At 74.2% G+C, this 24,902-nt stretch carries 24 protein-coding genes; 14 read left to right on the forward strand and 10 right to left on the reverse strand.

Going from position 1 to position 24,902, the window contains the following annotated elements; all coding sequences use genetic code 11:
* Positions 1-5: 5 nt before the first annotated feature.
* Complete coding sequence (locus CHC11_RS21125; RefSeq protein ID WP_089313515.1) at positions 6-1,283, forward strand: flavin-dependent oxidoreductase; 1,278 nt, start codon at positions 6-8, stop codon at positions 1,281-1,283.
* Here CHC11_RS21125 and CHC11_RS21130 read toward each other — a convergent pair.
* The gene (locus CHC11_RS21130) at positions 1,250-1,900 is read right to left on the reverse strand and encodes a TetR/AcrR family transcriptional regulator (RefSeq protein WP_218826181.1); all 651 of its coding nucleotides are present in this window, start codon (positions 1,898-1,900) and stop codon (positions 1,250-1,252) included. The two genes, CHC11_RS21125 and CHC11_RS21130, sit on opposite strands and share 34 nt — an antisense overlap.
* A gap of 115 nt (positions 1,901-2,015) precedes the next feature.
* On the opposite strand from CHC11_RS21130, the gene CHC11_RS21135 reads away from it, so the two are divergent.
* Positions 2,016-3,431, forward strand: coding sequence for an MFS transporter (locus tag CHC11_RS21135; protein WP_179278926.1), 1,416 nt, complete (start codon positions 2,016-2,018; stop codon positions 3,429-3,431).
* A 10-nt stretch (positions 3,432-3,441) separates the two neighbouring features.
* The gene (locus CHC11_RS21140; protein ID WP_089313517.1) at positions 3,442-4,128 is read left to right on the forward strand and encodes an SGNH/GDSL hydrolase family protein; all 687 of its coding nucleotides are present in this window, start codon (positions 3,442-3,444) and stop codon (positions 4,126-4,128) included.
* Here the strand turns inward: CHC11_RS21140 and CHC11_RS21145 are convergent.
* The 5 genes from CHC11_RS21145 to CHC11_RS21165 form a co-directional block, all read right to left on the reverse strand.
* Positions 4,110-5,801 (reverse strand): bifunctional 3'-5' exonuclease/DNA polymerase, encoded by a 1,692-nt coding sequence (locus CHC11_RS21145; RefSeq protein WP_089313518.1) that lies wholly within the window; start codon positions 5,799-5,801, stop codon positions 4,110-4,112. The two genes, CHC11_RS21140 and CHC11_RS21145, sit on opposite strands and share 19 nt — an antisense overlap.
* A 313-nt stretch (positions 5,802-6,114) precedes the next feature.
* The gene (locus tag CHC11_RS21150) at positions 6,115-6,609 is read right to left on the reverse strand and encodes a DUF4234 domain-containing protein (protein WP_089313519.1); all 495 of its coding nucleotides are present in this window, start codon (positions 6,607-6,609) and stop codon (positions 6,115-6,117) included.
* Positions 6,610-6,766: 157 nt separating this feature from the next.
* Positions 6,767-8,281, reverse strand: coding sequence for a metallophosphoesterase family protein (locus CHC11_RS21155; protein WP_089313520.1), 1,515 nt, complete (start codon positions 8,279-8,281; stop codon positions 6,767-6,769).
* Positions 8,282-8,633: 352 nt separating this feature from the next.
* Complete coding sequence (locus CHC11_RS21160) at positions 8,634-9,512, reverse strand: diacylglycerol kinase family protein (RefSeq protein ID WP_089313811.1); 879 nt, start codon at positions 9,510-9,512, stop codon at positions 8,634-8,636.
* Between the two features lie 5 nt (positions 9,513-9,517).
* Positions 9,518-11,107 (reverse strand): FAD-binding oxidoreductase, encoded by a 1,590-nt coding sequence (locus tag CHC11_RS21165; RefSeq protein WP_089313812.1) that lies wholly within the window; start codon positions 11,105-11,107, stop codon positions 9,518-9,520.
* Between the two features lie 64 nt (positions 11,108-11,171).
* Here CHC11_RS21165 and CHC11_RS21170 point away from each other — a divergent pair, with 64 nt between their 5' ends.
* The 4 genes from CHC11_RS21170 to CHC11_RS21185 all read left to right on the forward strand — a co-directional run bounded on the left by CHC11_RS21170 (position 11,172) and on the right by CHC11_RS21185 (position 14,802).
* Entirely contained in the window at positions 11,172-11,780 is a 609-nt protein-coding gene (locus CHC11_RS21170) for a TetR/AcrR family transcriptional regulator (protein WP_089313521.1), read from the forward strand.
* Complete coding sequence (locus CHC11_RS21175) at positions 11,777-13,342, forward strand: glycerol-3-phosphate dehydrogenase/oxidase (protein ID WP_218826183.1); 1,566 nt, start codon at positions 11,777-11,779, stop codon at positions 13,340-13,342. The genes CHC11_RS21170 and CHC11_RS21175 overlap by 4 nt, the downstream gene beginning before the upstream one ends.
* Before the next feature lie 62 nt (positions 13,343-13,404).
* Complete coding sequence (locus tag CHC11_RS21180; protein WP_089313522.1) at positions 13,405-14,319, forward strand: sucrase ferredoxin; 915 nt, start codon at positions 13,405-13,407, stop codon at positions 14,317-14,319.
* A gap of 186 nt (positions 14,320-14,505) precedes the next feature.
* Positions 14,506-14,802 carry a WhiB family transcriptional regulator gene (locus CHC11_RS21185; RefSeq protein WP_089313523.1) on the forward strand — a complete coding sequence of 99 codons (297 nt, stop codon included), beginning with the start codon at positions 14,506-14,508 and terminating at the stop codon, positions 14,800-14,802.
* Positions 14,803-15,116: 314 nt separating this feature from the next.
* Here the strand turns inward: CHC11_RS21185 and CHC11_RS21190 are convergent, their stop codons facing one another.
* Genes CHC11_RS21190 through CHC11_RS21200 form a run of 3 tightly spaced genes read right to left on the reverse strand, consistent with a single transcriptional unit; the run spans position 15,117 to position 18,006 of the window.
* Positions 15,117-15,851 (reverse strand): phosphoribosyltransferase, encoded by a 735-nt coding sequence (locus CHC11_RS21190; RefSeq protein ID WP_089313524.1) that lies wholly within the window; start codon positions 15,849-15,851, stop codon positions 15,117-15,119.
* 34 nt (positions 15,852-15,885) lie between these two features.
* Positions 15,886-16,914, reverse strand: coding sequence for a phosphotriesterase family protein (locus CHC11_RS21195; protein WP_089313525.1), 1,029 nt, complete (start codon positions 16,912-16,914; stop codon positions 15,886-15,888).
* A gap of 39 nt (positions 16,915-16,953) precedes the next feature.
* Positions 16,954-18,006, reverse strand: coding sequence for a YihY/virulence factor BrkB family protein (locus CHC11_RS21200; protein WP_089313526.1), 1,053 nt, complete (start codon positions 18,004-18,006; stop codon positions 16,954-16,956).
* Positions 18,007-18,248: 242 nt separating this feature from the next.
* On the opposite strand from CHC11_RS21200, the gene CHC11_RS41460 reads away from it, so the two are divergent.
* The 6 genes from CHC11_RS41460 to CHC11_RS21225 all read left to right on the forward strand — a co-directional run bounded on the left by CHC11_RS41460 (position 18,249) and on the right by CHC11_RS21225 (position 22,256).
* Complete coding sequence (locus tag CHC11_RS41460) at positions 18,249-18,422, forward strand: hypothetical protein (RefSeq protein ID WP_179278927.1); 174 nt, start codon at positions 18,249-18,251, stop codon at positions 18,420-18,422.
* Positions 18,423-18,709: 287 nt separating this feature from the next.
* Complete coding sequence (locus CHC11_RS21205) at positions 18,710-20,362, forward strand: nitrite/sulfite reductase (RefSeq protein ID WP_089313814.1); 1,653 nt, start codon at positions 18,710-18,712, stop codon at positions 20,360-20,362.
* Positions 20,363-20,378: 16 nt separating this feature from the next.
* Positions 20,379-20,549: an Insertion element protein gene (locus CHC11_RS21210; RefSeq protein ID WP_089313527.1), complete on the forward strand. Its 171-nt coding sequence runs from the start codon at positions 20,379-20,381 to the stop codon at positions 20,547-20,549.
* A complete protein-coding gene (locus CHC11_RS21215) occupies positions 20,546-21,256 on the forward strand; it encodes a phosphoadenylyl-sulfate reductase (RefSeq protein ID WP_089313528.1) in 711 nt (236 codons plus the stop codon). The genes CHC11_RS21210 and CHC11_RS21215 overlap by 4 nt, the downstream gene beginning before the upstream one ends.
* Positions 21,257-21,264: 8 nt before the next feature.
* Positions 21,265-21,999 (forward strand): sirohydrochlorin chelatase, encoded by a 735-nt coding sequence (locus CHC11_RS21220; protein WP_089313529.1) that lies wholly within the window; start codon positions 21,265-21,267, stop codon positions 21,997-21,999.
* Positions 22,000-22,040: 41 nt separating this feature from the next.
* Positions 22,041-22,256: a hypothetical protein gene (locus tag CHC11_RS21225; RefSeq protein ID WP_089313530.1), complete on the forward strand. Its 216-nt coding sequence runs from the start codon at positions 22,041-22,043 to the stop codon at positions 22,254-22,256.
* A gap of 24 nt (positions 22,257-22,280) precedes the next feature.
* On the opposite strand, the gene CHC11_RS21230 is transcribed toward CHC11_RS21225, so the two are convergent.
* Entirely contained in the window at positions 22,281-23,072 is a 792-nt protein-coding gene (locus CHC11_RS21230) for a DUF1707 SHOCT-like domain-containing protein (protein ID WP_245919532.1), read from the reverse strand.
* 168 nt (positions 23,073-23,240) lie between these two features.
* On the opposite strand from CHC11_RS21230, the gene CHC11_RS21235 reads away from it, so the two are divergent.
* Positions 23,241-24,866 (forward strand): acyl-CoA dehydrogenase family protein, encoded by a 1,626-nt coding sequence (locus CHC11_RS21235; protein ID WP_245919534.1) that lies wholly within the window; start codon positions 23,241-23,243, stop codon positions 24,864-24,866.
* The last annotated feature ends 36 nt before the right edge of the window (positions 24,867-24,902 follow it).

Genomic DNA, 24,902 nt, shown 5'->3' on the forward strand with positions numbered 1-24,902 from the left:
GATCGATGCGCGTACTCGTCGTCGGAGCCGGGATCGGCGGGCTCACGACCGCGTTGAGCCTGCACCAGGCGGGCATCGAGACCGTCGTCGTCGACGCCGCCGTCCGGCTGCGGCCGCTCGGCGTCGGCATCAACCTGCTCCCCCACGCCGTCCGCGAGCTGACCGAGCTCGGCCTCGGCGGCGCGCTGGCCGAGCTCGGCGTCCCCACCGCCGAGATGGTGCACTTCGACCGGTACGGGGGCCGGATCTGGGGGGACCCGCGCGGGCGCGCGCTGGGGTACGACTGGCCGCAGTACTCGATCCATCGCGGCGAGCTGCAGATGCTGCTCCTCGACACCGTGCGGGAGCGGCTCGGCGAGGGCGCCGTCCGCACCGGCACCCTCTTCGAGGGATTCGAGCAGGACGAGGACACGGTCAGGGCCCGCCTCCTCGACCGCGCGTCCGGCACCGCCGAGTCCGTACCGGCGGACGTGCTGGTCGGCGCGGACGGCCTGCACTCCGCCGTCCGCGCGCGGCTGTACCCGGACGAGGGCGCGCCGCTGTGGAACGGCATCCGGATGTGGCGCGGCCTCACCGAGGCGGAGCCGTTCCTGACCGGGCGGACCCTCGCCGTCGCGGGCAGCAACGCCGCCGCCAAGATGGTCGTCTACCCGATCTCGATGCGCGCCGAGCGCCGGGGGAAGGCGCTGCTGAACTGGGTCGCCGAGGTACGGGTCCCGGGCGACCTGCGGAGCGGCGCCGCGGACTGGAACCGGGCCGGCCGCCTGGAGGACGTGCTGCCGCACTTCGCCGACTGGCGGTTCGACTGGCTCGACGTCCCGTCCCTGCTCGGCGGCGCGGCGCAGATCCTGGAGTACCCGATGGTCGACCGGGAGCCCGTCGACCGCTGGACGTTCGGCCGGGTCACCCTGCTCGGCGACGCCGCCCACCCGATGTACCCCATCGGCTCCAACGGCGGCTCCCAGGCGGTGCTCGACGCCCGGGTCCTGGCCTACCGGCTGGCCACCGCCGCGAGCGCCGGGGAGGGGCTCCTCGGCTACGAGAAGGATCGCCGGGAGGCGGCCAACGCCGTCGTCCTCGCCTGCCGGGACATGCCCGCCGAACGCGTTCTGCGGCTCGTCGCGGAACGGGCGCCGCACGGCTTCGCGGCCATCGAGGACGTCCTGGCTCCCGAGGAGCTGACCGCCATCAGCAGCGCCTACCTCCGGACGTCCTTCACCGATGCCGAGAGCCTCAACACCCGCCCGTCCTACACGGTCGCGGGCGAGGGCTCCCCCGCCTGAAAGCCGTCGGGCGGGGTGACGGCGGCCAGCCGCGTGTTCATGGCGTAGGCGGCGCGCTCGTAACGGGACGGGTCGTCGTGGAGGAGGGCCTGCGCGGCGCCCGTGCGGCAGAGGGCCTCCAGCTCGAAGGCGAGCTGGGAGACGTCGGTCGCGGCCTCGATCTCACCGAGTTCGCGCGCCTCGCGGATGCAGTGCTCCAGGAAGGCGCGCCAGTCGCGCTGTGACGCGGCGATCGCGTCGCGGACGCGTCCGGGGCGGGCGTCGAACTCGGCCATCGTGGAGTGGAAGAAGCATCCGCCGGGGAAGACGGGCTCGCGCTGGTAGCGCTGCCAGGCGTCCAGGAGCGCGCGGACGCGGGCGATCCCCTCGGGGGCGGCGAGCGCGGGCTCGACAACGTGCAGGCGGAACACCTCGGCCGCCCTGCGGACCGTCGCCAGCTGGAGCTCCTCCTTGGAGCCGAAGTGGGTGAACACGCCGCTCTTGCTGATCCGCAGCTCGGTCGCGAGCCGGCCGATCGACAGGCCCTCCAGTCCCTCCGCCGAAGCGATGTCGACGGCGCGGCCGAGGATCGTGCTGCGCGTCTGCTCACCCTTGAGGAGCCGTCCGTCGGTGCTCACACCCTCAAATCTGCACGACCGTTCGTTCAAAGTCAATGAGCCGACCCCCTTGACGCGGACCACTCCCAACGAAGATTGTACGACCGTTCGTTCTTTTTTCCGGAAAGGTCCGCCCATGACCACCGAGACCGAGACCACCGCGACCGAGACCACCGGGACCGGCCCGGCGCCGCCGGCGCCGCCCGCCGCGCGGCGGGACGTGCCCTGGCTCGCCGCCGGCGCGACGTTCCTGGCCATGCTCGACGCCACCGTCGCCAACCTGGCCGTCCCCGACCTGCACGCCGACTTCCCCGGCAGCACGCTGTCCGGCCTGACCTGGGTGATCACCCTGTACGCGGTGCTGTTCGCGGCGCTGCTCGCCCCCGCCGGCCGCGTCGCCGACCTGGTCGGGCGGCGGTCGCTGTACCTGTGGGGCACCGGGCTGTTCACGCTGGCGTCGCTGGCGTGCGCGATCGCGCCGAACCTGCCCGTCCTGCTGGCGACGCGCGCCGTGCAGGGCGCCGCCGCGGCGGCGCTGATCCCCGCGTCCCTGGCGCTGCTGCTGCGCGACACGCCCCCCGAGCGGCGCGCCCGCAGCATCGGGCTGTGGAGCGCGGCGGGCGCGTTCGCCGCCGCGATCGGCCCCGGCCTCGGCGGGGTGCTGGTCGACCTGTCCGGCTGGCGGTCGCTGTTCCTCATCAACCTCCCGTTCGGGCTGGCGATGCTGCTCGGCGGGCGGCGCCTGCCCCGTGCCGAGGGCGGCGCGGGCCGGCTGCCCGACCTCGCCGGGACGGTGCTGCTCGGCGCCGGCGTGGGCGGCGTCGCGCTCGGCGTGACGCAGAGCCAGGACTGGGGATGGACGGACGCCCGGACGCCCGCCCTGCTGATCGGCGGTGCCGGCCTGGCCGGCCTGGCGCTGTGGCGGTCGGCGCGGCACCCGGTGCCCGCGCTGGAGATCTCGCTGTGGCGCAACCACCGGTTCGCGGTCGTGAACGCCGCCTCGTTCCTGTACGGGACGGCGCTGTACGCGTGGCTGCTCGTCGGCGTGCTCTTCCTGACGGGCCAGTGGCACTACTCGATCCTGAAGGCGGGGTTCGCCTCGACGCCCGGCGCGTTCACGGCCACCGCGGCGGCGGTCCTGACGGGACGGCTCACCGCCCGCGCCGGCGTCCGCCCCGCCGTGACGGGCGGCGCGCTGATCGTGGCCGCCTCCGGGGTCTGGGCGGTCGCGTCCCTGCCCGCCGAGCCGCACTTCCTGACGTTCTGGCTCCCGGTCGGGCTCCTGCTCGGGACGGGGGTGGGGATGCTCAGCACCGGCACCGCCGCGGCCGCCGCGCTGTCGGCCGGACCGCTGCGGTTCGCCGGCGCCACCGGGCTCAACACCACGGCGCGCCAGCTCGGCGGCGCGCTCGGCATCGCCGTCCTCGCCGCGCTGCTGCCGGAGCGCGCCGCGCTCGGCGACTACGCCTCCGTGTACCTGTTCTGCACGATCGCCGCCGCGGGCACGGCGGCCGCCGGCCTGCTCCTCACCGTCCGCCCGGCGAAACCCTGAAGGAGGGACCATGACCGAGACGATCCTGTCGGAGTGGACGGACCCGTCCGTGCTGCCCGCCGCCGAGGCCGCCGCGCTGCTGGCCGGCGCGCCGTGGACCCGGATGGTGACGATCGGCGACAGCATCGCCGAGGGCGTCCGCGAGCCCGTCCCCGGCTACCGGGACCTGTCCTGGACCGACCGCGTCGAGGAGGCGCTGGGCGCGGCGGCGCCCGGATTCACCGCACTGAACCTGGGACGGCGCGACCTCCTCGCCGCGCAGGTGGCGGCCGGGCAGCTCGGGCCGGCCCTGGAGTTCCGGCCCGACCTGGCGTTCGTGGTGGCCGGTGGCAACGACATGCTCCGCCCGGACTTCGACGCGGACGGCGTGCGCCGCGAGCTGGCCGGGATGGTCGCGGCGTTCCGCGCGGCCGGCGCCGACGTCGTCACGATCGGGCTGCTGGACATCACCGCCGCCGGGCTCGGCCCGTCCCGTCACCGGGAGGTCATCTCGGCGCGGACGCGGCGGCTGGCCGCGCTCACCGCCGAGGTCGCGGCCGAGCACGGCGCCTGCCACGTCGACGATCCCCGCGGGCATCCCGTCGCGGCCGATCCGGGCATCTACTGCGCCGACCGGCTGCACCTCAACGCCCGGGGGCAGGCGTTCGCCGCGGCCAACACGATCCGCGCGCTGGCCGCTCACTTGGCGTCGGCGTAGCGGCCGACGACCGCGATCTCCATCGGGAAGACGACCGGGGTGTCGCCGAACAGCAGTCCCCGCGCCTCCAGCGCCGCGTCGCGCACCGCGCCGGCGACCTCCTCGGCCAGGTCGGCCGGGCTGTGCACGATGACCTCGTCGTGCTGGAAGAACACCAGGCGGGGCGGGCCGAGCGCGGTGAGGCGGCGGCGCAGGGAGGCCAGGAGCGCGAGCGCCCAGTCGGCGGCGGTGGCCTGGACGACGAAGTTGCGGGTGAAGCGGCCCCGCCCCCGCAGCGCCTGGGCCGCCGGGCCGCCCCGGGGCCCCGGGGCCGCGTCGTCGTCGCCCGCCGACGTCAGCTCGCGCCACCCGGCCGAGGGCGGCGGGCACGTGCGCCCGAGGCGGGACCGCACGAGCCCCCCGCGCTCCCCCTCCCGCGCGGCGGCCTCCACGTACTCGAACGCCTGCGGGAACCGGCTCTTCAGGACGGCGAGGAGCTGCACCGCGTCCGCCGTCCCTCCCCCGTACATGGCGGACAGCAAGGCGATCTTGGCCTTGTCGCGGGCGGTCCGCTTTCCGTCGGCGTCGTCGCGGAAGGCGTCGGACAAAGCGGCGTAGAGGTCGCCGTGGGCGGCGGCCTCCGCGAACGCGCGGTCGCCGGCGAGCGCCGCCAGCACCCGGGGTTCGAGCTGCGCCGCGTCGGCCACGACCAGGGCCCATCCGGGGTCGGCGACGACGGCCTTGCGCAGCACGCGCGGGATCTGCAGGGCCCCGCCGCCGCTCGTCGCCCACCGCCCGGACACCACGCCGCCGACGACGTACTCGGGACGGAACCGGCCGCCGCTCACCCACGTGTCGAGCCACGTCCAGCCGTGCGCGGCGTGCAGCCGCGCCAGCTCCTTGTACTCCAGCAGCAGGGGGACGGCGGGGTGGTCGAGCCGCCTGAGGACGTGCGCCCGGGTGGACGGCACCGGCAGCCCCGCCGAGGCGAACGCCCGTATGATCTGCGCCGGCGAGTCGGGGTTGACGTGCACGCGCGGCCCGAACGCCGCGCTGATGCGGTCGGCGAGGTCCTGCAGCCTTCGGGGTCGCAGACCGCCCGTGGGGCGCGGCCCGAGCATCTCGGTGAGCAGCGCGTCGTGCCCGGCCGCCGACCAGGGCAGCCCGTCGTGCGCCATCTCGGCGGCCACCAGCGACCCGGCCGACTCCGCCGCCGCGAGCAGCGCGAACCCGTCGAGCCCGGCCGCGGCGCGCTGCTGCTCGGCGTGCACCGCGACGATCTGGCCGAGGTCGTCGGCGGGCTCCTCCCGCCCGGCGTCGTCGTCGAACAGCGAGGGCTGCGCCGCGTCGTCCCGTGACGGCGGCCGATCGGCCGGGACGGGCTCGCCGCGCAGCCGCGCCCATGCCGCCCGAACCGAGCGCGGCTCCCCGTACCGTCCGGCATGGCCGAGCAGCAGGCTCTCGACCAGTTCGAGGTCATGGCAGCGCGACACCCGCACCCCCGCCTCCAGCAGCCGGGGATAGAGCCGCGCGGTGGAGGGCCACACCCAGCGCGGCGCGAAGTCACGCTCCCGCTCAGCGATGGCCGAGACCAGGTCGGACACCTCTTCGACGGCCGCCACGGGCGACCCGTCCTCCGCCACCGCCCGCAGCGCTCCCCCACGCCCGCCCCCGGCCGCGACCGCGATCCTCACGCCCCCATTCTGACCCCGCCCACCGACAGTCCACCCCCCGCCCACATGCCGAGACCCCTCCGTGAGGAGTCCACGGAGGGGTCCGGTGCAACCTGAATCAGCAGGCCAGGGCCGCGGCCCGCTGCTCAACACAGCGTCTGAAGCTCAGCCGGCGACGACCTCGCCTCGCGATCGCGTCCAAGGGCGGTTTCGAGCGAAGCAAGAAACTGATCGCGAAGCGAGCCGCAAGGCGAGACGAAGCGATGCCGGCGATCGCCCGCATTTCCCGACGATGGAGGGCCGCCAGGCCCGAAGAAGGAGGAAAATGCAAAAACTACGCAGCCAGGGACACCTGCTGGGCGGCGGGCGTGTCGCCGTAGCGGTCGGTGACCTTGTTCAGCTGGAGCTGGTAGTACAGCACGCCGAAGCCGAAGATGCCGAGCAGGAAGCCCATGCCGCCGCTGCAGCTCGGCTGGAGGCCGGCCGCGCGCTGGGCCTGGGCGATGCGCCCGCCGAGCTTGACCCACATGACGAGGGGCCAGATGCCGAGGGTGATGCCGCCGAACAGCATGGACAGCAGCGCGTTGGTGGCGGCGTTGTCGATGCGCCGGTCGTACTCGTGCAGCTCGTTGTGGACCTTGAAGAACCACACGAGCCCGTAGATGCCGAAGGTGATCATCGGCAGGCCGAGCCAGGCGCCGACCGGGTTGCGGCGCTTCATGTTGAGGCCGGTGCCGACGGCGACGGGCGCCTGGTGCTGCGCGGGGGCGGGCGAGTAGCCGCCCTGGTATGCCTGCTGCTGGCCCTGGCCCTGCTGGGGGTAACTCATCGAGAAGCTCTCCTGGGGGACGCGGTCGTTTTCCGGCCGACCGTCCGTTACCGTTCACCGGTTTGGTGAGCCACCGACTGTAACGGGATCAGGGCACGTCGCGAGGGAAGATCGACCACATTCGGCCCGTTGCTGGCGGTTTCTCCAAACCGGCCGGCTACCGCAGCGCGATCGTCACCTCGTCCTCGCACGGGGGCGCCGTCTCGTGGTCGCCGCAGCCCGTAACGGCGAAGCAACGGATGCGCAGCTGCGACTCCGTCACGTCCAGGCGCAGGAAGTTCTTGAAGAACGGCGGCCGGTCCCAGTCGGCCAGCTCCGAACGGAACCGCTGCGGCAGCCTGCGCACGGGCAGCCGCAGGAACCGGGGCCGGCTCCGGCTGTTGCGCGGCACGCCGAGGACGGCGGCGACGAAGAGCGCGCGGCGGGACGGCGCGGGGCCGTCGTATCCGCGCCCCGGCTTGATCCCGAGCCGGTGCTCGACGGCGGCGGCGGCCTCCTGCGGGGTGAGCTCGAAGAGCCCCGGGAGCCGCAGCCACCGGCCGTACAGCTTGCTGTAGCGCGACAGGGAGTCGCCCCGCAGCGGGTAGCAGCGGAACTCGTCCTCCTCCACCACCCGGGTCCGCGGGATGGTGTGGGTCCCGTGCATGAAGGCGCCGCCGCCGCCCGAGACGATGTACTGGATCGTCCGGCCGTCGCCGGTCCTCACCGGGTAGCGCTGGTAGTTGTGGATGTCGCCGCCGATCGCGGCCACGTAGTGGTGCGCCGGGTCCTGGACGATCTCGTCGACCGTCCCGCCGCCCTCGATCGGCCCGGGACGGTGGTCGTCGTCCACGTACAGCGGCTTTCCGGTCACCAGCAGCTTGGGTTTCGGCCCGCCGGACACCTCCCGGAGCCAGCGGCCCTGGTCGCGGTCGAGCCGGCCGGTGATCCCGGTGTCGATGCCGATGACGCGCAGCGCGGGTGTGTCGATCGCCCAGTACGGCCCCGGCTGCACGCCCTGCTGGCCGGGCGCGCCCCGGTACAGCCTGCGGGCCTCGGCCAGGGCCTCCGCGTCGACGGCTCCCGAGTGCCGCCACAGGCGGCGCGGGATGAACGCGAGCGGCCCGCGCCAGGGCGGCGGCGAGCAGTTCTCGTCCAGGCCGCAGAAGACGTGCAGGAAGCCCCGCAGCCCGTCGTACCAGTCGTGGTTGCCGGGCACGGCATAGATGGGGGCGGGGTAGTCCTTATAGGGGCGGAAGAACTTGTCGGGGTAGTCCTCCGCGTCGCCGGTGGGGTAGATCACGTCGCTGGCGATGACCATGAAGTCGGTGCCCTCGGTCGCGTGCAGCAGCGGCGGGACCACCGCGTACTGCGACCGGTCGCCCTCGCCGGTGTCGCCGACCAGCACGAAGGAGAACTCCGGCGCCGGGCGGTGCACGGTGAACGCGGCAGGGGTGCCGCGCTCGCGCAGGGACGCCACGCAGCGGCGGCGGATGGCGTTCGCCGGGTCGCCGAACAGGCGCGCCAGCACGTCGTTGCGCGAGCGCCAAAGCACCGAGGGGCGGCGCCAGGAGAACTCGGGCACGCGGTCCGGGAGCAGCTCGTAGAAGCTTCCCCGCCTGCCGCAGGCCCAGCCGGCGCCCTCCTCGGAGGTGCGCGAGTTGTCGGGTCCGGGGGGGACCTCGGCAGACACAGGATGCCTCCGGGCGGTGAGGGGTTGCTCACAGCCTTTCCGGAGGCGGTCACGCCGTCAAGACGACACGACGCCAGTAAGCAGACACTTCGGTTCAGGCCGGACGCGGTCGGCCCGTCAGGCGGACGTGTTAGGCGCCGGCGCCACCCCCAGGGACGCCGGCGCCACCACGACGAGGGGGCCTGCGGTCATCATGAGTCCCCCCAGAACGGCGAGCAGTGCAGTCGCCTTCCCATGATGCCTCCACAGACAGCCCCAAGGTCCCGTAGCGGGACGTAACCGACACTATCCGGAGGGCCGTAATGAGGGCGTAAACCGCCCTAAACGCCCTGCAAAACCTCGGCGCGGCCGGTCAGGGCGCCAGGACGCGCAGTGCGCCGGGCATCACCCGCGCGGTGACCGGGAGCACCCCGGGCAGCTCGCCGTCCGCGCCGTACGGAAGCGTCCTGCCGGACCCGCCGGCGAGCTCGATGCGCACCTCGCGGCCGCGCAGCACCTCCACCTCGGGCCGCCGGACGTGCGTCCCGGCCTCCAGCTCCCGCATGACGGCGAAGAACAGCGTCCTCGGCGCCTTGCGGATCAGCACGACGTCGAGCAGGCCGTCGTCGACGCGCGCGTCAGGGGCGATGTGCTTGCCGAAACCGTAGTAGCCGGAGTTGGCGGCGACGACGGTGTAGCCCTCCCGCCGGTGCCGCTCGCCGTCCACGGTGATCAGGTAGTCGGCGTGCCGCCACGAGGCGATCGCGCGCAGCGCCCCGACGTAGTAGGCGGCCGAGCCGCGCAGCAGCCGCGTCCTGTTGGCGTTGTCGTTGGCGACCGCGTCCACGCCCGCGTAGACGCTGCCGAGCACGGCCGTCCCGTTGGCGTCGATGGCGTCCACGGCGCGCGGCTCGCCCTCCAGCAGCAGCGGGGCGAGCCGCTCGGGGTCGGACGGGACGCCGAGCTGCCGCGCGAAGTCGTTGCCCCTTCCGGCGGGGACGATCCCGAAGACGGCGTCCGTCCCGGCCAGGGCCCCGCCGACGCAGCCGACCAAACCGTCCCCGCCGACGCCGAGCACCACGCGGTCCGCCCCGGCGGCGGCGCGGGCGGCGCCGGCGGCGTGCTCCATCCCCCGGCTGTACTCGACGTCGACCTCGGCGCCCGCGTCGCGCAGCAGCCGGGCGAGCGGGATCAGGCACGAGGCGGACGCGCCGCCCGCCGCCGGATTGACGATCGCGGTGAACGCGCGCACGGCGCTCACTCCCTTCCCGCGGGCGGGACGAGGACGCCCGGGTTGAGGATCCCGGCGGGATCGACCCGGTCCTTGACGGCGCGCAGCACGGCGGCGCCGAGCGGCCCGATCTCCCGGGCGTACCAGTCGCGGTGGTCGGTGCCCACCCCGTGATGATGGCTGATCGTCCCGCCCGCCGCGAGGATCGCGTCGCACGCCGCGCGCTTGGCGGCGGCCCAGTGCCCGACGGGGTCCTCGCCCCGCGCGGACACGACCGTGAAGTAGAGGGACGCGCCCGTCGGGTACACGTGCGAGATGTGGCACATCACCAGCGGCGGCGTCCCGGCGCCCGACAGCGTTCCGATCAGGGCCTGCCGGACGGCCTCGTACAGCGCGGGGACCTGCGACCAGAAGGCGGCGGTCTCCAGCGTCTCGGCGAAGGCGCCGGCGTCCAGGAGGGCGTCGCGCAGGTAGGGGGCGTCGAAGCGGCCGTGCTCCCACTTCTCCCCCGGCCCGGCGCCGAGCGGCTCGCCGCCGGCGTCGCGCAGCACCCGCGCGGCCCCGGCCCGCCGGTCGGCGACGAGGGCGGGGGCGCCCTCGAACCCGAGGACGGCCAGGGCCCCGGCCGCCGAGGAGCCGTCGCCGATCGCCGCCGGATCGGCCAGCCCGACCATGGTCTCGGTCTCGTCCGACAACCGCAGGACCGCGGGGAGGGGGCCGTTTTGGGCGAGGCGCCGCAGCGCGGCGGCGCCCTGGTCGAACGAGGCGAACCGCCAGCCCTCGTACGCCCGGTCCCGCGGGACCGGATGCACCCGCACCCGCACGGAGGTGATCACGCCGAACGCGCCCTCCGAGCCGAGGACGAGCTGCCGCAGGTCGGGCCCGGCGGCCGACTTCGGCGCCCGCCCGAGGTCGAGCGTCCCCTCGGGGGTGGCCGCGGTGAGGCCGACGACCATGTCGTCGAACCGCCCGTATCCGGCGGACGCCTGCCCGCTCGACCGCGCCGCCGCGAACCCGCCGATCGACGCCCACTCGTAGGACTGCGGGAAGTGCCCGAGCGTGTAGCCGCGCTCGTTGAGCAGCGCCTCCGCCGCCGGGGCGCGCAGGCCGGGCTGCAGGACGGCCGTCCGGGAGACCTCGTCCAGCTCGACGAGCCCGTCCATGCGGCGCAGGTCGAGGGCGACGAAGGCGTCCACGCCCTCCGGCGCAAGCCCGCCGACGACCGAGGTGCCGCCGCCGAACGGGACGACCGCGATCCGCCGCTCGGCGCACGCCTCCAGGACCGCGAGCACCTCGCCGTGGTCACCGGGCAGGACCACCGCGTCCGGTGCGCCGGCGGCGTCGCCTGCCCGGATGCGCAGCAGGTCGGGCGTGGACTTGCCGCGCGTGTGGCGGATCCGCGCCTCGGCGTCGGCGCGGACGTTCGCCTCCCCCACGACGGCGGCGAGCGCGGTCAGGTCGTCCCCGGACAGCCGGGGCTCGGCGACCCGGACGCCGCTCAGCGCGGCCGGCGGCTCCGCGGCGGGCCGCACGCCGAGCAGGTCGCGCAGCAGGCCGACCACGGGCTCGGGCAGCGGCGCCGCCTTCGCCGGGTCGCCCCAGCCGCTCCACAGCATGTCGCGCGTCTCCACGCCCGCCTCCCTCGCCGCCCCGGCTACCTGATGGCTTACACTGTGACACATGACGTCGAACCGTCACAACAGGTCGGCGGCGCGGACCGCCGACGACACCGTGCTGGACGCCGCGCGCGACTGCGTGCTGGCGGTCGGGGTGCGGCGCACGACGCTGACCGACATCGCGCGCCGGGCCGGCGTCTCGCGGATGACCCTCTACCGGCGCTGGCCGGACGTCCGCACCATCGTCGCCGACCTGATGACCCGCGAGTGGACCGGGATCGGCGACGCGCTGCGGCCTCCCGACGACGGCCGCCCCGTCCGGCCCCGGCTGGTGGACGGCCTGGTCACCGGCGTGCGGACGTTCCGCGACCACCCGCTGCTCCGCAAGATCATCGAGGTCGACCCGGAGTTGCTGCTGCCCTACCTGCTGGACCGCTGCGGCGCCAGTCAGCAGGCCTTCCTCGCGGGGTTCGAGGAGTCGATCGCCGCCGGCCGGCGGGACGGCACGATCCGGGCGGGCCACCCCGCGCTCCAGGCCCGCGCGCTCCTGCTCGTCGTCCAGTCGTTCGGGCTCTCCGCGCAGATCATGATCGACGCGCGAGAGCCCGGGGTCGACGCGGACGCCCTGGACGCCGAACTCCGCCACATCCTGGAGAGGATGCTCGCGCCGTGAACGCAGCCGGACCCGACCCGCGGACCTCCCTCAACGCCGCGCGCAGGGAGCGCGAGCTCGCCGAACTGTCCGGCGAGGCGGTGGACGTGCTGGTCGTCGGCCTCGGCGCCACCGGCGCGGGCGCCGCGCTGGACGCCGCGTCCCGCGGCCTGTCCGTCGCCGCGGTCGATGCCCGCGACCTGGCCTTCGGCACGTCGCGCTGGAGCTCCAAGCTGATCCACGGCGGGCTGCGCTACCTGGCCTCCGGGCAGGTGGACGTCGCGCACGAGAGCGCGGTCGAGCGCGGCGCGCTGATGCTGCGCACCGCCCCGCACCTGGTGCGCGCGCTCCCGTTCGTGCTGCCGCTGACCCCGCTGGTGTCCCGCCCGCAGGCGCTGCTGGCCGGCGGCGGCATGCGCGCCGGGGACCTGCTGCGGCTCGCCGCCCGCACCCCGCGCTCGGTCCTGCCGGGCCCCCGCCGGCTGTCGGCGGTCGAGACGCTCCGGCTCGCCCCCGCCCTGCGCCCCCACGGGCTGCGCGGCGGGCTGCTGTCGTGGGACGGCCAGCTCGCCGACGACGCCCGCCTCGTCACCGCGCTCGCCCGGACCGCCGCCGGGCACGGTGCCCGGATCCTCACCCGCTGCCGCGCGGTCGAGCTGACCGGCGACGGCGCCCTCGTCCGGGACGAGCTCACCGGCCGCGAGATCACCGTGCGGGCGCGCGCGGTGGTGAACGCCGCCGGTGTGTGGGCGGGCGGCCTGGTGGATGGCGTGCGGCTGCGCCCGTCCCGCGGTACCCACCTGGTGCTGCGGGCCGAGGCGCTGCGCGGGCTGACCGCCGCGATGCACGTCCCGATCCCGGGCGCGGGCAACCGGTTCGTGCTGGTGCTCCCGCAGGGCGACGGCCGCGTCTACGTCGGCCTCACCGACGAGCCGGCGGAGGGCCCCGTCCCGGACGTGCCGGAGCCGACCGAGGGGGAGATCGGCTTCCTGCTCGACGTCCTGGGCTCGGCGCTGGACGTCCCGGTGCGGCGCGCCGACGTGGCCGGCGCTTACGCCGGGCTGCGGCCCCTGCTCGACCTCGGGCACGGGGGCGACACCGCCGACATCTCCCGCCGGCACGCCGTCCTGACGTCGCGGGACGGCGTCGTCACGATCGTCGGCGGCAAGCTGACCACCTACCGGCGGATGGCCGAGGACGCCGTGGACGCGGTCGTGCGTGCCCGCGGCCTTCCCGCCGGGCCCTGCCGCACCGCGGGGCTGCCCCTCGTCGGCGCGGCTCCGCGCGCCCGGCTCGACGCTCTGGACGCGCCCGCCCGGCTCGTCCGGCGGTACGGCACCGAGGCGCCGCTGCTGGCAGCCCTGGGGAGGCGGGACCCGGCACTGCTGGAGCCGGTCGTGCCCGGGCTGCCGGTGACCGGCGCGGAGCTGGCCTGGGGAGTGCTGCACGAGGGCGCCCTCGACGCGGGCGACCTCCTGGACCGGCGCACCCGGATCGGCCTCGTGGCGACCGACCGGGAGGCCGCCCTGCCCGCGGCAAAGGCGCTGCTCGCCGCCCCTCCTGGTTTGGCCGTCGCGCCTTAGGTTACCCTTACCTAATCGTTTTCGGCCTGACGGGGATGAACGAAGATCGGCGGGGGGACTGCGTGACGCGCGGCAGAAGCTGCGGACACTGTCCGGGGAGCCACACCGGCGAGCGGCCGTGCCTGGCGACCGCGACCGTGAAGGCGGGCGCCTGGCTGCTCATCGAGCACCCCGGCCCCTGGCCCGAACGCGTCGAGGACCTCGCCGACCCGGCGCCGGTCGCCGAGGCCGTGCGGATGGCGAAGAAGGCGGGCGTCCGGCCGCAGCTGATCCGCCGGCCGGGCCGCCGGCGCGCCACCCCGCCGCTCCAGGTCTACGCCGGGTCCTCCCGCGGGGGCGAGGCCTGGATCGAGGGGCGCGAGCTGGCCGATCCGGCCGAGCTGGCGGCGCTCGACCTGGACGCGCTCGCGAGGGGCCGGTCCCCGGGCCTCGGGAAGCGGGTGGCCGAGCCGGTCCTGCTGGTCTGCACGCACGGGCGCCGCAACGCCTGCTGCGCCCGCACCGGTGCGCCGCTGGCCCGTTCCCTCGCAATGCGTTTCGACCGCCTCATCTGGGAAACCACCCATGTCGGCGGTGACCGATTTGCGGCGAATTTGGTATGTCTTCCCCACGGATTCTCGTACGGCGACCTGAGCGAGGCGGAGGCGGACGCGGCGGCGGACGCCTACCTGCGGGGCGAGGTCGCCCTTCCCAGGCTGCGCGGACGGGCTGGAGCCCCCGAGCCCGCGCAGGCGGCGGAGCACTTCGTCCGCGCGCACACGGAGCGGCTCGGGGTGGACGACGTGACCGTGGCGTCGATCACTGGAATCCACGGAACAACCCGGCACGAAGCGGTCGTTCTCCTGAAGCGGAGCCGTTACCGGGTGGTAGTCGAAGCCGTCCAGCAGCCCGACCCGTGCGGGGTCGACTGCGGCGAGAACCAGAGAACCTACGTTGTTAGGGAACTCACCCTTCTCAACGAGGCGGCCCTCGTGTAATCTCGCTGAGGCCCCATTCGAGGGTCTCCTGTCGCACGTCCCCAGGTTTCCGGAGTAACCGGACGGGGAACAGAGCGGCAACTCCAGACGTTGGAACATTCGGCGCTTCTCTGACTCTTGTCATCCGAAGCACGTCGAGCGTCCATGTCCCGAATTTGTTCGAAAACCAATCAAGGTGGGTGTTCCATGGCTCAGGTACGTCGGCAGGCAAACCTCCCTCGTCCCAGCTGGGGCTGGCAGGACGCCGCGGCGTGCCGGGGGGAAGACCTCGTCCTCTTCTTCGGCCCCGACGGCGAGCGCCAGCCCGAGCGCGAGATCCGCGAGCGCAAGGCCAAGCAGATCTGCATGGGCTGCCCGGTCCGTACGGACTGCCTGGACTACGCGGTGTCCCGGCCCGAGAAGTACGGCACCTGGGGCGGCCTGAACGAGGACGAGCGCGCGTCCGAGCGCCGTCGTCGCATGCGTCGCGCCAACGCCACCTGAACGAAGGCGCAGGCCGCCGAAACGCTCCCATCGCGAAACCCCGGCACGCCACCTAAAACGTCACGGCCCCGCCCCGCGGGGCCGTTTGCGTTGCCCGGGCCCGGTCCATCCCGACCGGGCCCGGGTTCTTCGTCACATCTGCGTCACGACCCGTCGCCTCGCTCCACGACATTCCGGCGGGCCGCCCTTTTACCGCACCGTCCCCGCCGATGTGGCCATTTCCCGAAAATTCGCGGGGCACCATTCCGTCCGGACCGCCCGGCGGCTCACGCCCGGCCCGGCACCGCGGCTCACGCCCGGCCCGGCACCGCGGCTCACGCCCGGCCCGGCTCCGGGGGTCCGCCCGGGGCCTCGCCTCCCGGCCACGCGGCGCGCTCCAGCCAGGCCGTCACATCGGCGTCGGACAGCTGCCCGAAGTCGCGGTACCACTGCCCCACGGCATGGAAGTCCCAGGGCGCGACCGGCACCACCAGGTCGTCCACCTCCGCCTCAAGGCTCCGGACGGTCTCGGCGGCGCCCACCGGCACCGCGAGGACCAGCCGGGACGGTCCGCGCCCGCGCACCGCCCGCACGGCCGCGCGGGCGGTGCCGCCGGTGGCGAGCCCGTCGTCCACCACGATCACCGGTCTCCCGGCTACCCGCGGCAGCGGCCGCCCGCGCCGGTAGACCGCGACCCGGCGGTCCAGCTCGGCGCGCTCGGCCCGCACGGTGGGGGCCAGCTCGTCCTCGCGGAGCCCGAGGCGGGCGAGCAGGCCGGCGTCGAACACCGGGGCGCCGCCCTCGGCGATCGCGCCGACGCCGAGCTCCGGCTGCGGCGGATACCCGATCTTGCGGGTCACCAGCACGTCGAGCGGGGCCCGGAGGTGCCGCGCGATCTCGTGGCCGACGGGGACGCCGCCGCGCGGCAGCGCGAGGACCACGGCTCCCTCCAGCCCCATCGTGGCGAGTCGCGCCGCGAGCACCCGGCCCGCCTCGGCACGGTCGGTGAAGGGGAGCCGGACGGTTCCGGGCCGCCGGGCGCCCTCGCCCGCGGGTCCGTTCCAGGACATCGGGCGCACCCCCTTCCGGGGTCCCCCTACCCACTCAGGAACCGGTGAGCCACCGCAGCGGGTTGTCGTGCAGGATCGCGCCGAGGGTCGCCTCGTCGGCGCCGGCGGCGCGCAGCTCGGGCAGGAACGCGTCGAACAGGTACCCGAACCCGGCGCCGCCGTAGCGGGCGACCTGGGCCATGCGGGCGACCCCGGTGCTCAGCAGCACCCGGTCGGCGTGCCCGGCCTCCAGCAGGTCCAGGACGCGGCGGACGCGGGCGCCGACGGCGGCGGCGTCCTCCCCCGCGAGGCCGAGAGTGCCGAACGAGACGTAGCCGCCCGACTCGGCGATCTTGCGGTGCTGGGCGGGGTCGTCCACCCGGTCCTGCTGGCCCACCGCGACGCGCTCGGGCGGCAGCCCGGCGGAGGTGAGGATCTCCAGCTGGGCGAGGCCCGCGCGCCCGTAGGTCGCGACCGACAGCCCGGCGTAGCGGGCGGCCTGGGCGGCGGCGCGAAGGCACAGCTCCTCGGTCTCGCTCGGAGCCTCACCCCAGGCGCCGATCTCGCCGATGACGCCGGGCAGCGCGTTCGTGCCGTCCATGCCGAAGCCGACCTCGGCGAGCAGCCGCTCCGCGAGCCGGTCGACCGCCGGCGGGCCCGGGTACCCGCCCTCGGAGAGGTCCGGCTCGAAGCCGGGGACCGCGGGGGGCTCTCCGGCGGCCAGGATCTCGCGGACGAACGCGGGGTGGAACGGCTCGGTGAACACGCCCGTCCCGGCCACCACGGCGACCCGGGCGCCGGCGCTGATGCGGGCGAGCGCGGCGGCGTTGCGCCCCATGCCCGAGCAGGTGAGGTCGACGACGAGGCCGAGGCCGTGGTCCTTGCGCAGGGCGTTCAGCTCCCGCTGGACGGCCTTCTCCTCGTCCAGCCACCGGTTCGGGTCGGAGCCGGCGAGCTGGGGGCGCGCCGGCCAGCGCAGGTCCAGCTGGAGGTGCTCGTGGGAGAGCACCGGCCCGGTGATGTCGGACGTCGCGATCGTGCCGGTCACGGTCCGCAGCCGGCCGGTCTCCTCACGGGGGGTCATGTCACGCGAGGCTACGACATGTTTGCCCTTTTCAGGACCTTAATCGGGGTGGTTCTTACCCGCCGCGTCCTGGTCCCGGGGCGGCTGGTCGGCCTCCGCCTCCAGCGCGGCGCGGATCCGGGCGGTGTCCCCGCTGGGCCACAGCCGGTCGATCTCGGCGTTCAGCGCGGCCCCGATCAGCACCGCGAGCGCCGCCACGTACAGCCAGGCCAGCAGCGCGATCGCGGCGGCCAGCGACCCGTACACCGACACCCCGGTCAGCGAGCCGGCCAGGTAGATCCGCAGGACGAAGCTGCCCACGATCCAGATCAGCAGCGCCAGCGCCGCGCCGGGCGTCTGGCGCCACCAGGACGTCCGTACCGGGACGCTCATGTGGTACAGCAGCGAGAGGAAGACGATCGACAGGCTCACCACGACGGGCCAGTACAGCGCCTGGACGGCCTCGGTGCTCTCCGGCAGCGCCTGGCGGACCAGCGCGGGCCCGGCCACCAGCATCGGGATCACGACGATCAGGGTCAGCAGCCCGATGAGGTAGAGCACGAACGCGCGCACCCGGGTCCGGACCACGCCGCGCACGCCCGACAGCCCGTAGGCGATCGTGATCGTGTCGACGTAGACGTTCGTGGCCCGCGACCCCGCCCACAGCGAGATCAGGAAGCTAACCGACACGATGTCGGGGCTGCCGCCCCTGATCACGTCGTCGATGAGCGGGACCACGACCGTTTCGACGGTGGGTCCGGTCAGCACCGTCTGGGAGTGCTCGATCACCCACGAGCGCACCTCGGCGATCGTCTCCTCGCCGAACAGACCCCGCAGGTGGCCCATCGTGCCGATGAGCCCGATGACCAGGGGCGGCATCGACAGCAGGGCGAAGAACGCGGCCTCCGCCGCCAGCCCGGTGACCCGGTAGCGGAACCCGCCGACGGCGGTGCCCTTGGTCAGCGTCCAGGCGATTCCCGCGGCGGCCCGCGCGGCAGCGCGCACGCGCTCGGCCAGGCGGTCCCGCAGGCGCCGCTGCGGGCCCTCCGGGGCCTGTCCGGAGGGCGAGTCCCCAGCCCGGGAGGCGCCCGCTGCGTCGGAGACGGTGGTCACACCGCCCCACCGTAGAGGGTCGCGCGCCCGGAACGTGCCGCATCGCGCACTTCACTGGTCCGCTCCGCGCGTGGCGTGCCGATCGCCTCCCCCGCCCGGTCGTGTGGCGGGCGTGCCGCCCGTTCCGTGCACATCCCTTGGTGCATACCCGTTATGACGGCACGGAACGTTCTGCGGACCATGATCATCTGCGCTCGACCATGGCGAACCGGGCATTTGCCTTCATGAGTGACAATGGAGACATGATCTGCCAGTCGTGCCGCGAGCGCCACCACGAGGACTGCCGTGGCGGCTCCTGGTGCGACTGCCAGCACCGTCCCGCGCCCGCCGCCCCCACGCCCGGCGCCGAGCGCCGCACGGACTCCGCGACCGGCGGGCAGGCCGAGCCTCAGGTGAACTGGAGGCGGCAGGGATGACGCATCTCACGCGTCCGCATGCCGGACGTCACTGGACAGTCCGCGAGACGGCGTGTCAGAGTTCGGGTATGAGCGCCGCGGACCCGTTGCTGGCCAAGCGCCGGCACGTCGACTTCCTCCGCGTGCGCAGCGCGATCTGTAGGTGACGCTCCGACCACGCCCCTGTACAACCGGGCGCGTGGCGTATCGGCGTCACCTTTGACCTCATCCTGCTCAGCGTCGAGTCGGCTGCCTCAGAGCGCCGGTGTGCCACGCGTCCCTCACGACCACAGATGAGGACGCGCGACGTGCCACCCGCGACCAAACGCAAGAAGGGCGAGGGCCAGTGGGCCCTCGGCTACCGCGAACCGCTCAACAAGAACGAAGAGAACAAGAAGAACGACGACGGCCTGAACGTCCGCCGCCGGATCATCGACATCTACTCCAAGAGCGGTTTCGACTCGATCGACCCCTCCGACCTGCGCGGCCGGTTCCGCTGGATGGGCCTGTACACCCAGCGCAAGCCCGGCATCGACGGCGGCAGGACCGGCGCGCTGGAGGACGAGGAGCTCGAGGACCGCTACTTCATGATGCGGGTGCGGATCGACGGCGGGCAGCTGAGCGGACCACAGCTGCGCACGATCGCGGACGTCTCCACCCGGTACGCCCGAGGGACCGCCGACATCACCGACCGCCAGAACGTCCAGCTGCACTGGGTGCGGATCGAGGACGTCCCGGCGATCTGGGAGGCCCTGGAGGCGGTCGGTCTGCACACCACGGAGGCGTGCGGCGACGTCCCGCGTGTGATCATCGGTTGTCCGCTGGCCGGGATCGCGGCCGACGAGGTCGTGGACGCGACGCCGCACCTGCGCGAGATCCACGACCGCTACATCGGCTCCCCGGAGTTCTCCAACCTGCCGCGCAAGTTCAAGACGGCGATGTCGGGCTGCACGTCGCACTGCACCGTCCACGAGATCAACGACATCGCGTTCGTGGGCGTGGTGAACGAGGCGGGCGAGACCGGCTACCAGGTGTTCGTCGGCGGCGGGCTGTCCACCAACCCGATGTTCGCGCAGAGCCTCGGCGTGTTCGTCAAGCCCGAGCAGACCAGCGAGGTGTGGCACGGCGTCACCTCCATCTTCCGTGACTACGGCTACCGGCGGCTGCGCAGCCGCGCCCGGCTGAAGTTCCTGATGAAGGACTGGGGCGCCGCGAAGTTCCGCGAGGTGCTGGAGAAGGAGTACCTCGGGTACGCGCTGCCGGACGGCCCCGAGCCCGCCGCGCCGCTCGCCCGCCGCGACCACGTCGGGATCCACCCGCAGAAGGACGGCGCCTGCTACGTCGGGTTCGCGCCCCGCGTCGGACGGGTGGACGGCGAACTGCTCGGCGTCATCGGCGACCTCGCCGAGCGCTACGGCTCCGGCCGGGTCCGCACGACCAACGAGCAGAAGATGGTCATCCTGGACGTCCCGGAGGAGGACGCCGAGGCGCTCGCCGACGCGCTGGCCGAGCACGACCTCCAGGTCCGGCCGTCCACGTTCCGCCGCCAGACGATGGCGTGCACGGGCATCGAGTACTGCAAGCTCGCGATCGTCGACACCAAGCAGCGCTCGATGGACCTGATCGAGGAGCTGGAGGAGCGGCTCCCCGACTTCGACCAGCCGCTGACGATCAACGTCAACGGCTGCCCGAACGCCTGCGCCCGCATCCAGGTCGCCGACATCGGGCTGAAGGGCCAGCTGGTCGTGGACGACGACGGCGAGCAGGTCGAGGGCTTCCAGATCCACCTCGGGGGGCGGCTCGGCGCGTCGTTCGGCAAGAAGGTCCGCGGGCTGAAGACCACCTCGGCCGGGCTCACCGACTACGTCGAGCGCGTCGTGCGCAGGTTCGACGAGCAGCGCACCGGCGGCGAGACGTTCGCCGAGTGGGCGCACCGCGCCGACGAGGCGGACCTCAAGTGAGCGGGGCTGAGCTGGCATGAGCGAGCGAATGGCACCGTTCCACTGCCCCTACTGCGGCGAAGAGAACCTCGAACCCCGGGACGAGAACCCCGGGGCCTGGTTCTGCCCCGACTGCCTGCGTTCCTTCAGCTTGAAATTCCTCGGTGTCGGCACTCCCCGCGCCGCGAGCAAGGAGGTCCCCCGGTGACCCTGCTGGAGACCGACAGACCCACCCTGGACCTCCAGGACATCGTCGAATCGGCCGCCGCCGCACTGGAGGGCGCCCCCACGCTGGAGGTCATCCGGTGGGCGGTCGCCACGTTCGGCGACCGCATCTGCCTCACCTCCTCCATGTCGGACGCGGCCCTCATCCACCTCGTGTCGAAGGTGAAGCCCGGCATCGACGTGCTGTTCGTCGACACCGGCTACCACTTCGCCGAGACGATCGGGACGCGCGACGCCGTCGAGGCCGTCTACCCGCTGAACGTCATCGACGTCACCCCGTCCCGCACGGTCGAGGAGCAGGAGGCCGCGCTCGGCCCGCGCCTGCACGGCCGCAACCCCGACCTGTGCTGCCACCTGCGGAAGGTGGAGCCGCTCGGCCGCGCGCTGGAGGGCTACATGGCCTGGTTCAGCGGCATCCGCCGGGACGAGACCGCGAGCCGCCGCGACCGCCGCGTCGTCGAGTGGGACCGCAAGCGCGGCATGGTCAAGGTGAACCCGATCCTGGGCTGGTCCCAGGAGGACATGGACAACTACATCGAGGACAACGGGGTGCTCGTCAACCCGCTGCACTACGACGGCTACCCCTCGATCGGCTGCGCGCCGTGCACCCGCCCGGTCGCGCCCGGCGAGGACCCGCGCAGCGGCCGGTGGTCCGGGATGGGCAAGACCGAGTGCGGCATCCACCTGTGAGCGTCCCCATGGTCGCGGTGGCGCACGGCAGCCGGGACCCCCGCGCCGCCGCGACCGTCTCCGCGCTGCTCGACGCCGTCCGGGCGCGCCGCCCGGACGTGCCCGTGCACGCCTCGTTCCTGGACCACGCGCCGCCCGCCCCCGACCGGGTGCTGGACGGCCTGGCCGGGGACGGCGCGGACGAGGCGGTCGTCCTGCCCCTGCTCCTCACCGCGGCCTACCACAGCAAGACCGACATCCCGGGCGTGCTGAACCGGGTGCGCGGCCGGTATCCGCGGCTCGTCCTGCGCACGGCGGACACGCTGGGCCCGCACCCGCTGCTGCTGGACGCCCTGGAGCGGCGCCTGTCCGACGCGGGCGTGGCGCCCGGCGACCCGGACACGGCGGTCGTCCTCGCTTCGGCGGGCTCCAGCGACCCGTCCGCCAACGCCGTGATCGCGCGGCTGGCGCGGCGGTGGCGTGCGCGCGGCTGGCGGGACGTGGTGCCGGCGTACGCGACGGCGGCCCGCCCCGCGCCGGCCGAGGCGGTGCGGGCCCTGCTCGACGCGGGCGCGCCGCGCGTGGCGGTGGCGTCCTACATCCTCGCGCCGGGCCACTTCGCCGACAAGGTCCGCCGGGAGTCCCTGGCCGCCGGCGCGGCCGCGGTGTCCCCCGCCCTCGGCGCGGCTCCGGAGGTCGCCGACCTGATCGTGCACCGCTACGCCGCGGCGCTGGAGGCCTTCCGCACCGCGGCCGCGGTCTGATCGGGCGTTCGAAGCGCCGGCCGCCGGGTATGCGGGCAGCCATGACGCGCGATGAACCCGGCCATGAGCCCGAAGAGACCGACGACCGCCGCTTCGCCCCGGTGAACGAGCGGTCCGACGCCCGCGGCCGCACCGTCCCGGGCGGGGAGGAGACGAGCGGCACCGGGGTCCCCGGGGTGAAGTACGAGCATCCCGACACGCTGCCGCCGGACGAGGCGGGCGTCGAGGACGCCGAGGCGCACGACGACAGCCGCTGACCCCGGGACCCCGCCGGCCTCCCGTTACCGGTGGTCCTTCCACCAGGTGGTGAGGGCGCTCCGGAGCGGGGCGTGGTGCTCCTCGTCGACGATCTTGATGTCGCCCATCACGGCGGTCGCGGTGACGCGCACGACGGGGACGCGGGCGCCGGGGTGCGGGTCGCGGACCGCGACCCGCCGGTCGCCGAGGAAGTTGTGCCCGGTCAGCACGACGCTGACGCCGTCCGGGACAATGATCTTGACGTCGCCCATCACGGCGGTCACGCAGATGTGCACCTCGCCGGTGGGGACCTGGGCGCCGCGCAGGTCGAGCTCGACGTCGCCCATCACCGACACGGCCTCCAGCGGCCCGTCGATGCGGCCGACGATGCGCTCCTTGCAGTCCCCCATGACCGCGCTGAACCTGCGCTTGACCTGCGCGGGCGCGGGGTTGGCGCCGGGCGCGCCCATGCCGGGCAGGTCGGCGGTGATGCGTTCGAGGTCGCCGCGGCTGACGGCCGCGTAGGCGGCCTCGGTGCGCTCGGTCAGCTCCTCGAAGGTGAGCCGCCCCTCCACCGAGGCGATCCGCAGCCGCTCGACGACGGCCTCGCGCTCGGCGTCGGACGCCCGCACCGTGTCGTTCGCCCGCCCGGTGTCGTTCGTCCGTCCGCTGTCGGAGGGCCGCCCGGCATCCGAGGCCCGCCCGGTGCCGGACGCCCGCCCGGTGCCGGGGCCGGTCGCCACGTCGACCGGCTCGGGGACGGGGCCGCCGTCCCGCCGCGGCTGCGGCGGCCGGCTCGCGGTGGGCCACTCGGGCTGCGGACCGGACTGACTCATGATTTCGACGGTATGCCCCCGGCGGCGCGGGACAATCCGCCGCGCGGACGAGATCGCCCCACCACTTGAGGAGGATGGACGTCCTTCCACCCCACAGGCATGATCGAATCGGCACCCGAACCGCGTTCTGTATTCTGCGGGTGGACGGCACGAACGTTGGGAGGGCGCGTGACGCACGAGGTGTTCAACCAGGTTCCCCCGCTCGCCGGGCACGACGTGTCCGACGAGGCGGCCCTGCTGGACGGGCTGCACCGCGAGGGCGCCGGGTGGGCCGAGGGCGAGGTGCGCGAGCTCGGCCGCCTGGCCGGCACCGGGCGGGCCCAGGAGTGGGGGCGCCTCGCCAACGAGCACCCGCCCGTCCTGCGCACCCACGACCGCTGCGGGCACCGGATCGACGAGGTCGAGTTCCACCCGGCGTGGCACGAGCTGATGACCGTCGCGGTCACGCACGGCCTGCACGGCTCGGCCTGGACCGACCCCCGCGAGGGCGCCCACGTCGCCCGCGCGGCGAAGTTCTACACCTGGCGCGTCGACGCGGGCCACGGCTGCCCCGTCTCGATGACCTACGCCGCCGTCCCCGCCCTGCGGCAGTCGCCGGAGCTGGCCGCGCGGTACGAGCCGCTCCTGGCCAGGCCGGAGTACGACTTCGGGCTGCGGCCCCCGCTCACCAAGACCGCGCTCCTCGCCGGCATGTCCATGACCGAGAAGCAGGGCGGCTCGGACGTCCGCGCCAACACCACCACGGCCGCGCCCCAGCCGGACGGGACGTACCGGCTCGTCGGCCACAAGTGGTTCACCAGCGCCCCGATGTGCGACGTGTTCCTCACCCTCGCCCAGGCACCCGGCGGGCTGACCTGCTTCCTCGTCCCCCGCGTCCTGCCGGACGGCGGCCTCAACCCGCTGCGCCTGATGCGGCTGAAGGACAAGCTCGGCAACCGCTCCAACGCCTCCTCCGAGGTGGAGTACGACGAGGCGGTCGCGTGGCGGGTCGGGGACGAGGGCCGCGGCGTCCGCACCATCATCGAGATGGTCAACATGACCCGCCTGGACTGCGTGATCGGCGCCGCGTCCGGGATGCGGCTCGGCGTCACCACCGCCGCGCACCACGCGGCCCACCGCTCGGCGTTCGGCCGGCCGTTGATCGACCAGCCGCTGATGCGCAACGTCCTGGCCGACCTCGCGATCGAGTCCGAGGCCGCCACGACCACGATGCTGCGCCTCGCGGGCGCCACCGACCGCTCGGTGCGCGGCAGCGAGACCGAGACCGCCTTCAAGCGCCTCGGCCTCGCGGTCAGCAAGTACTGGATCTGCAAGCGCTGGCCCGCGCACGCCGCCGAGGCCCTCGAATGCCTGGGCGGCAACGGCTACGTCGAGGAGTCCGGCATGCCCCGCCTCTTCCGCGAGTCGCCCCTGAACTCCATTTGGGAGGGCTCCGGCAATGTCGCGGCACTCGATCTCCTCCGCGCAACGCTACGCGAACCGCAAACCCTAGAGGCGTTCTTCGAAGAAGTAGCCCTCTCCCAAGGCGCTGACAAGCGCCTAGACGCGGCCATCAAGGAGACCAAGGAAAGCTTCGCCGACACGTCCACCATCGAGTACCGCGCCCGCCGAGTAGCCGAGAACCTGGCCCTCGTCTTGCAGGCATCGCTGCTGGTCAGACACGGCCACCCGGCCGTCGCCGACGCATTCTGCGCGACCCGCCTGGCCGGCGACTGGGGCGGCGCCTTCGGCACCCTCCCGCCGGGCCTGGACGTCGCCCCGATCATCGACCGCGCCACCCCGAAGGTCGCCTGAGTCCTCAGCTCCTGGCGTTGCCGAGCCACCGCATCC

It is taken from the genome of Actinomadura mexicana (assembly GCF_900188105.1).
In the GTDB taxonomy this organism is placed as follows: domain Bacteria; phylum Actinomycetota; class Actinomycetes; order Streptosporangiales; family Streptosporangiaceae; genus Spirillospora; species Spirillospora mexicana.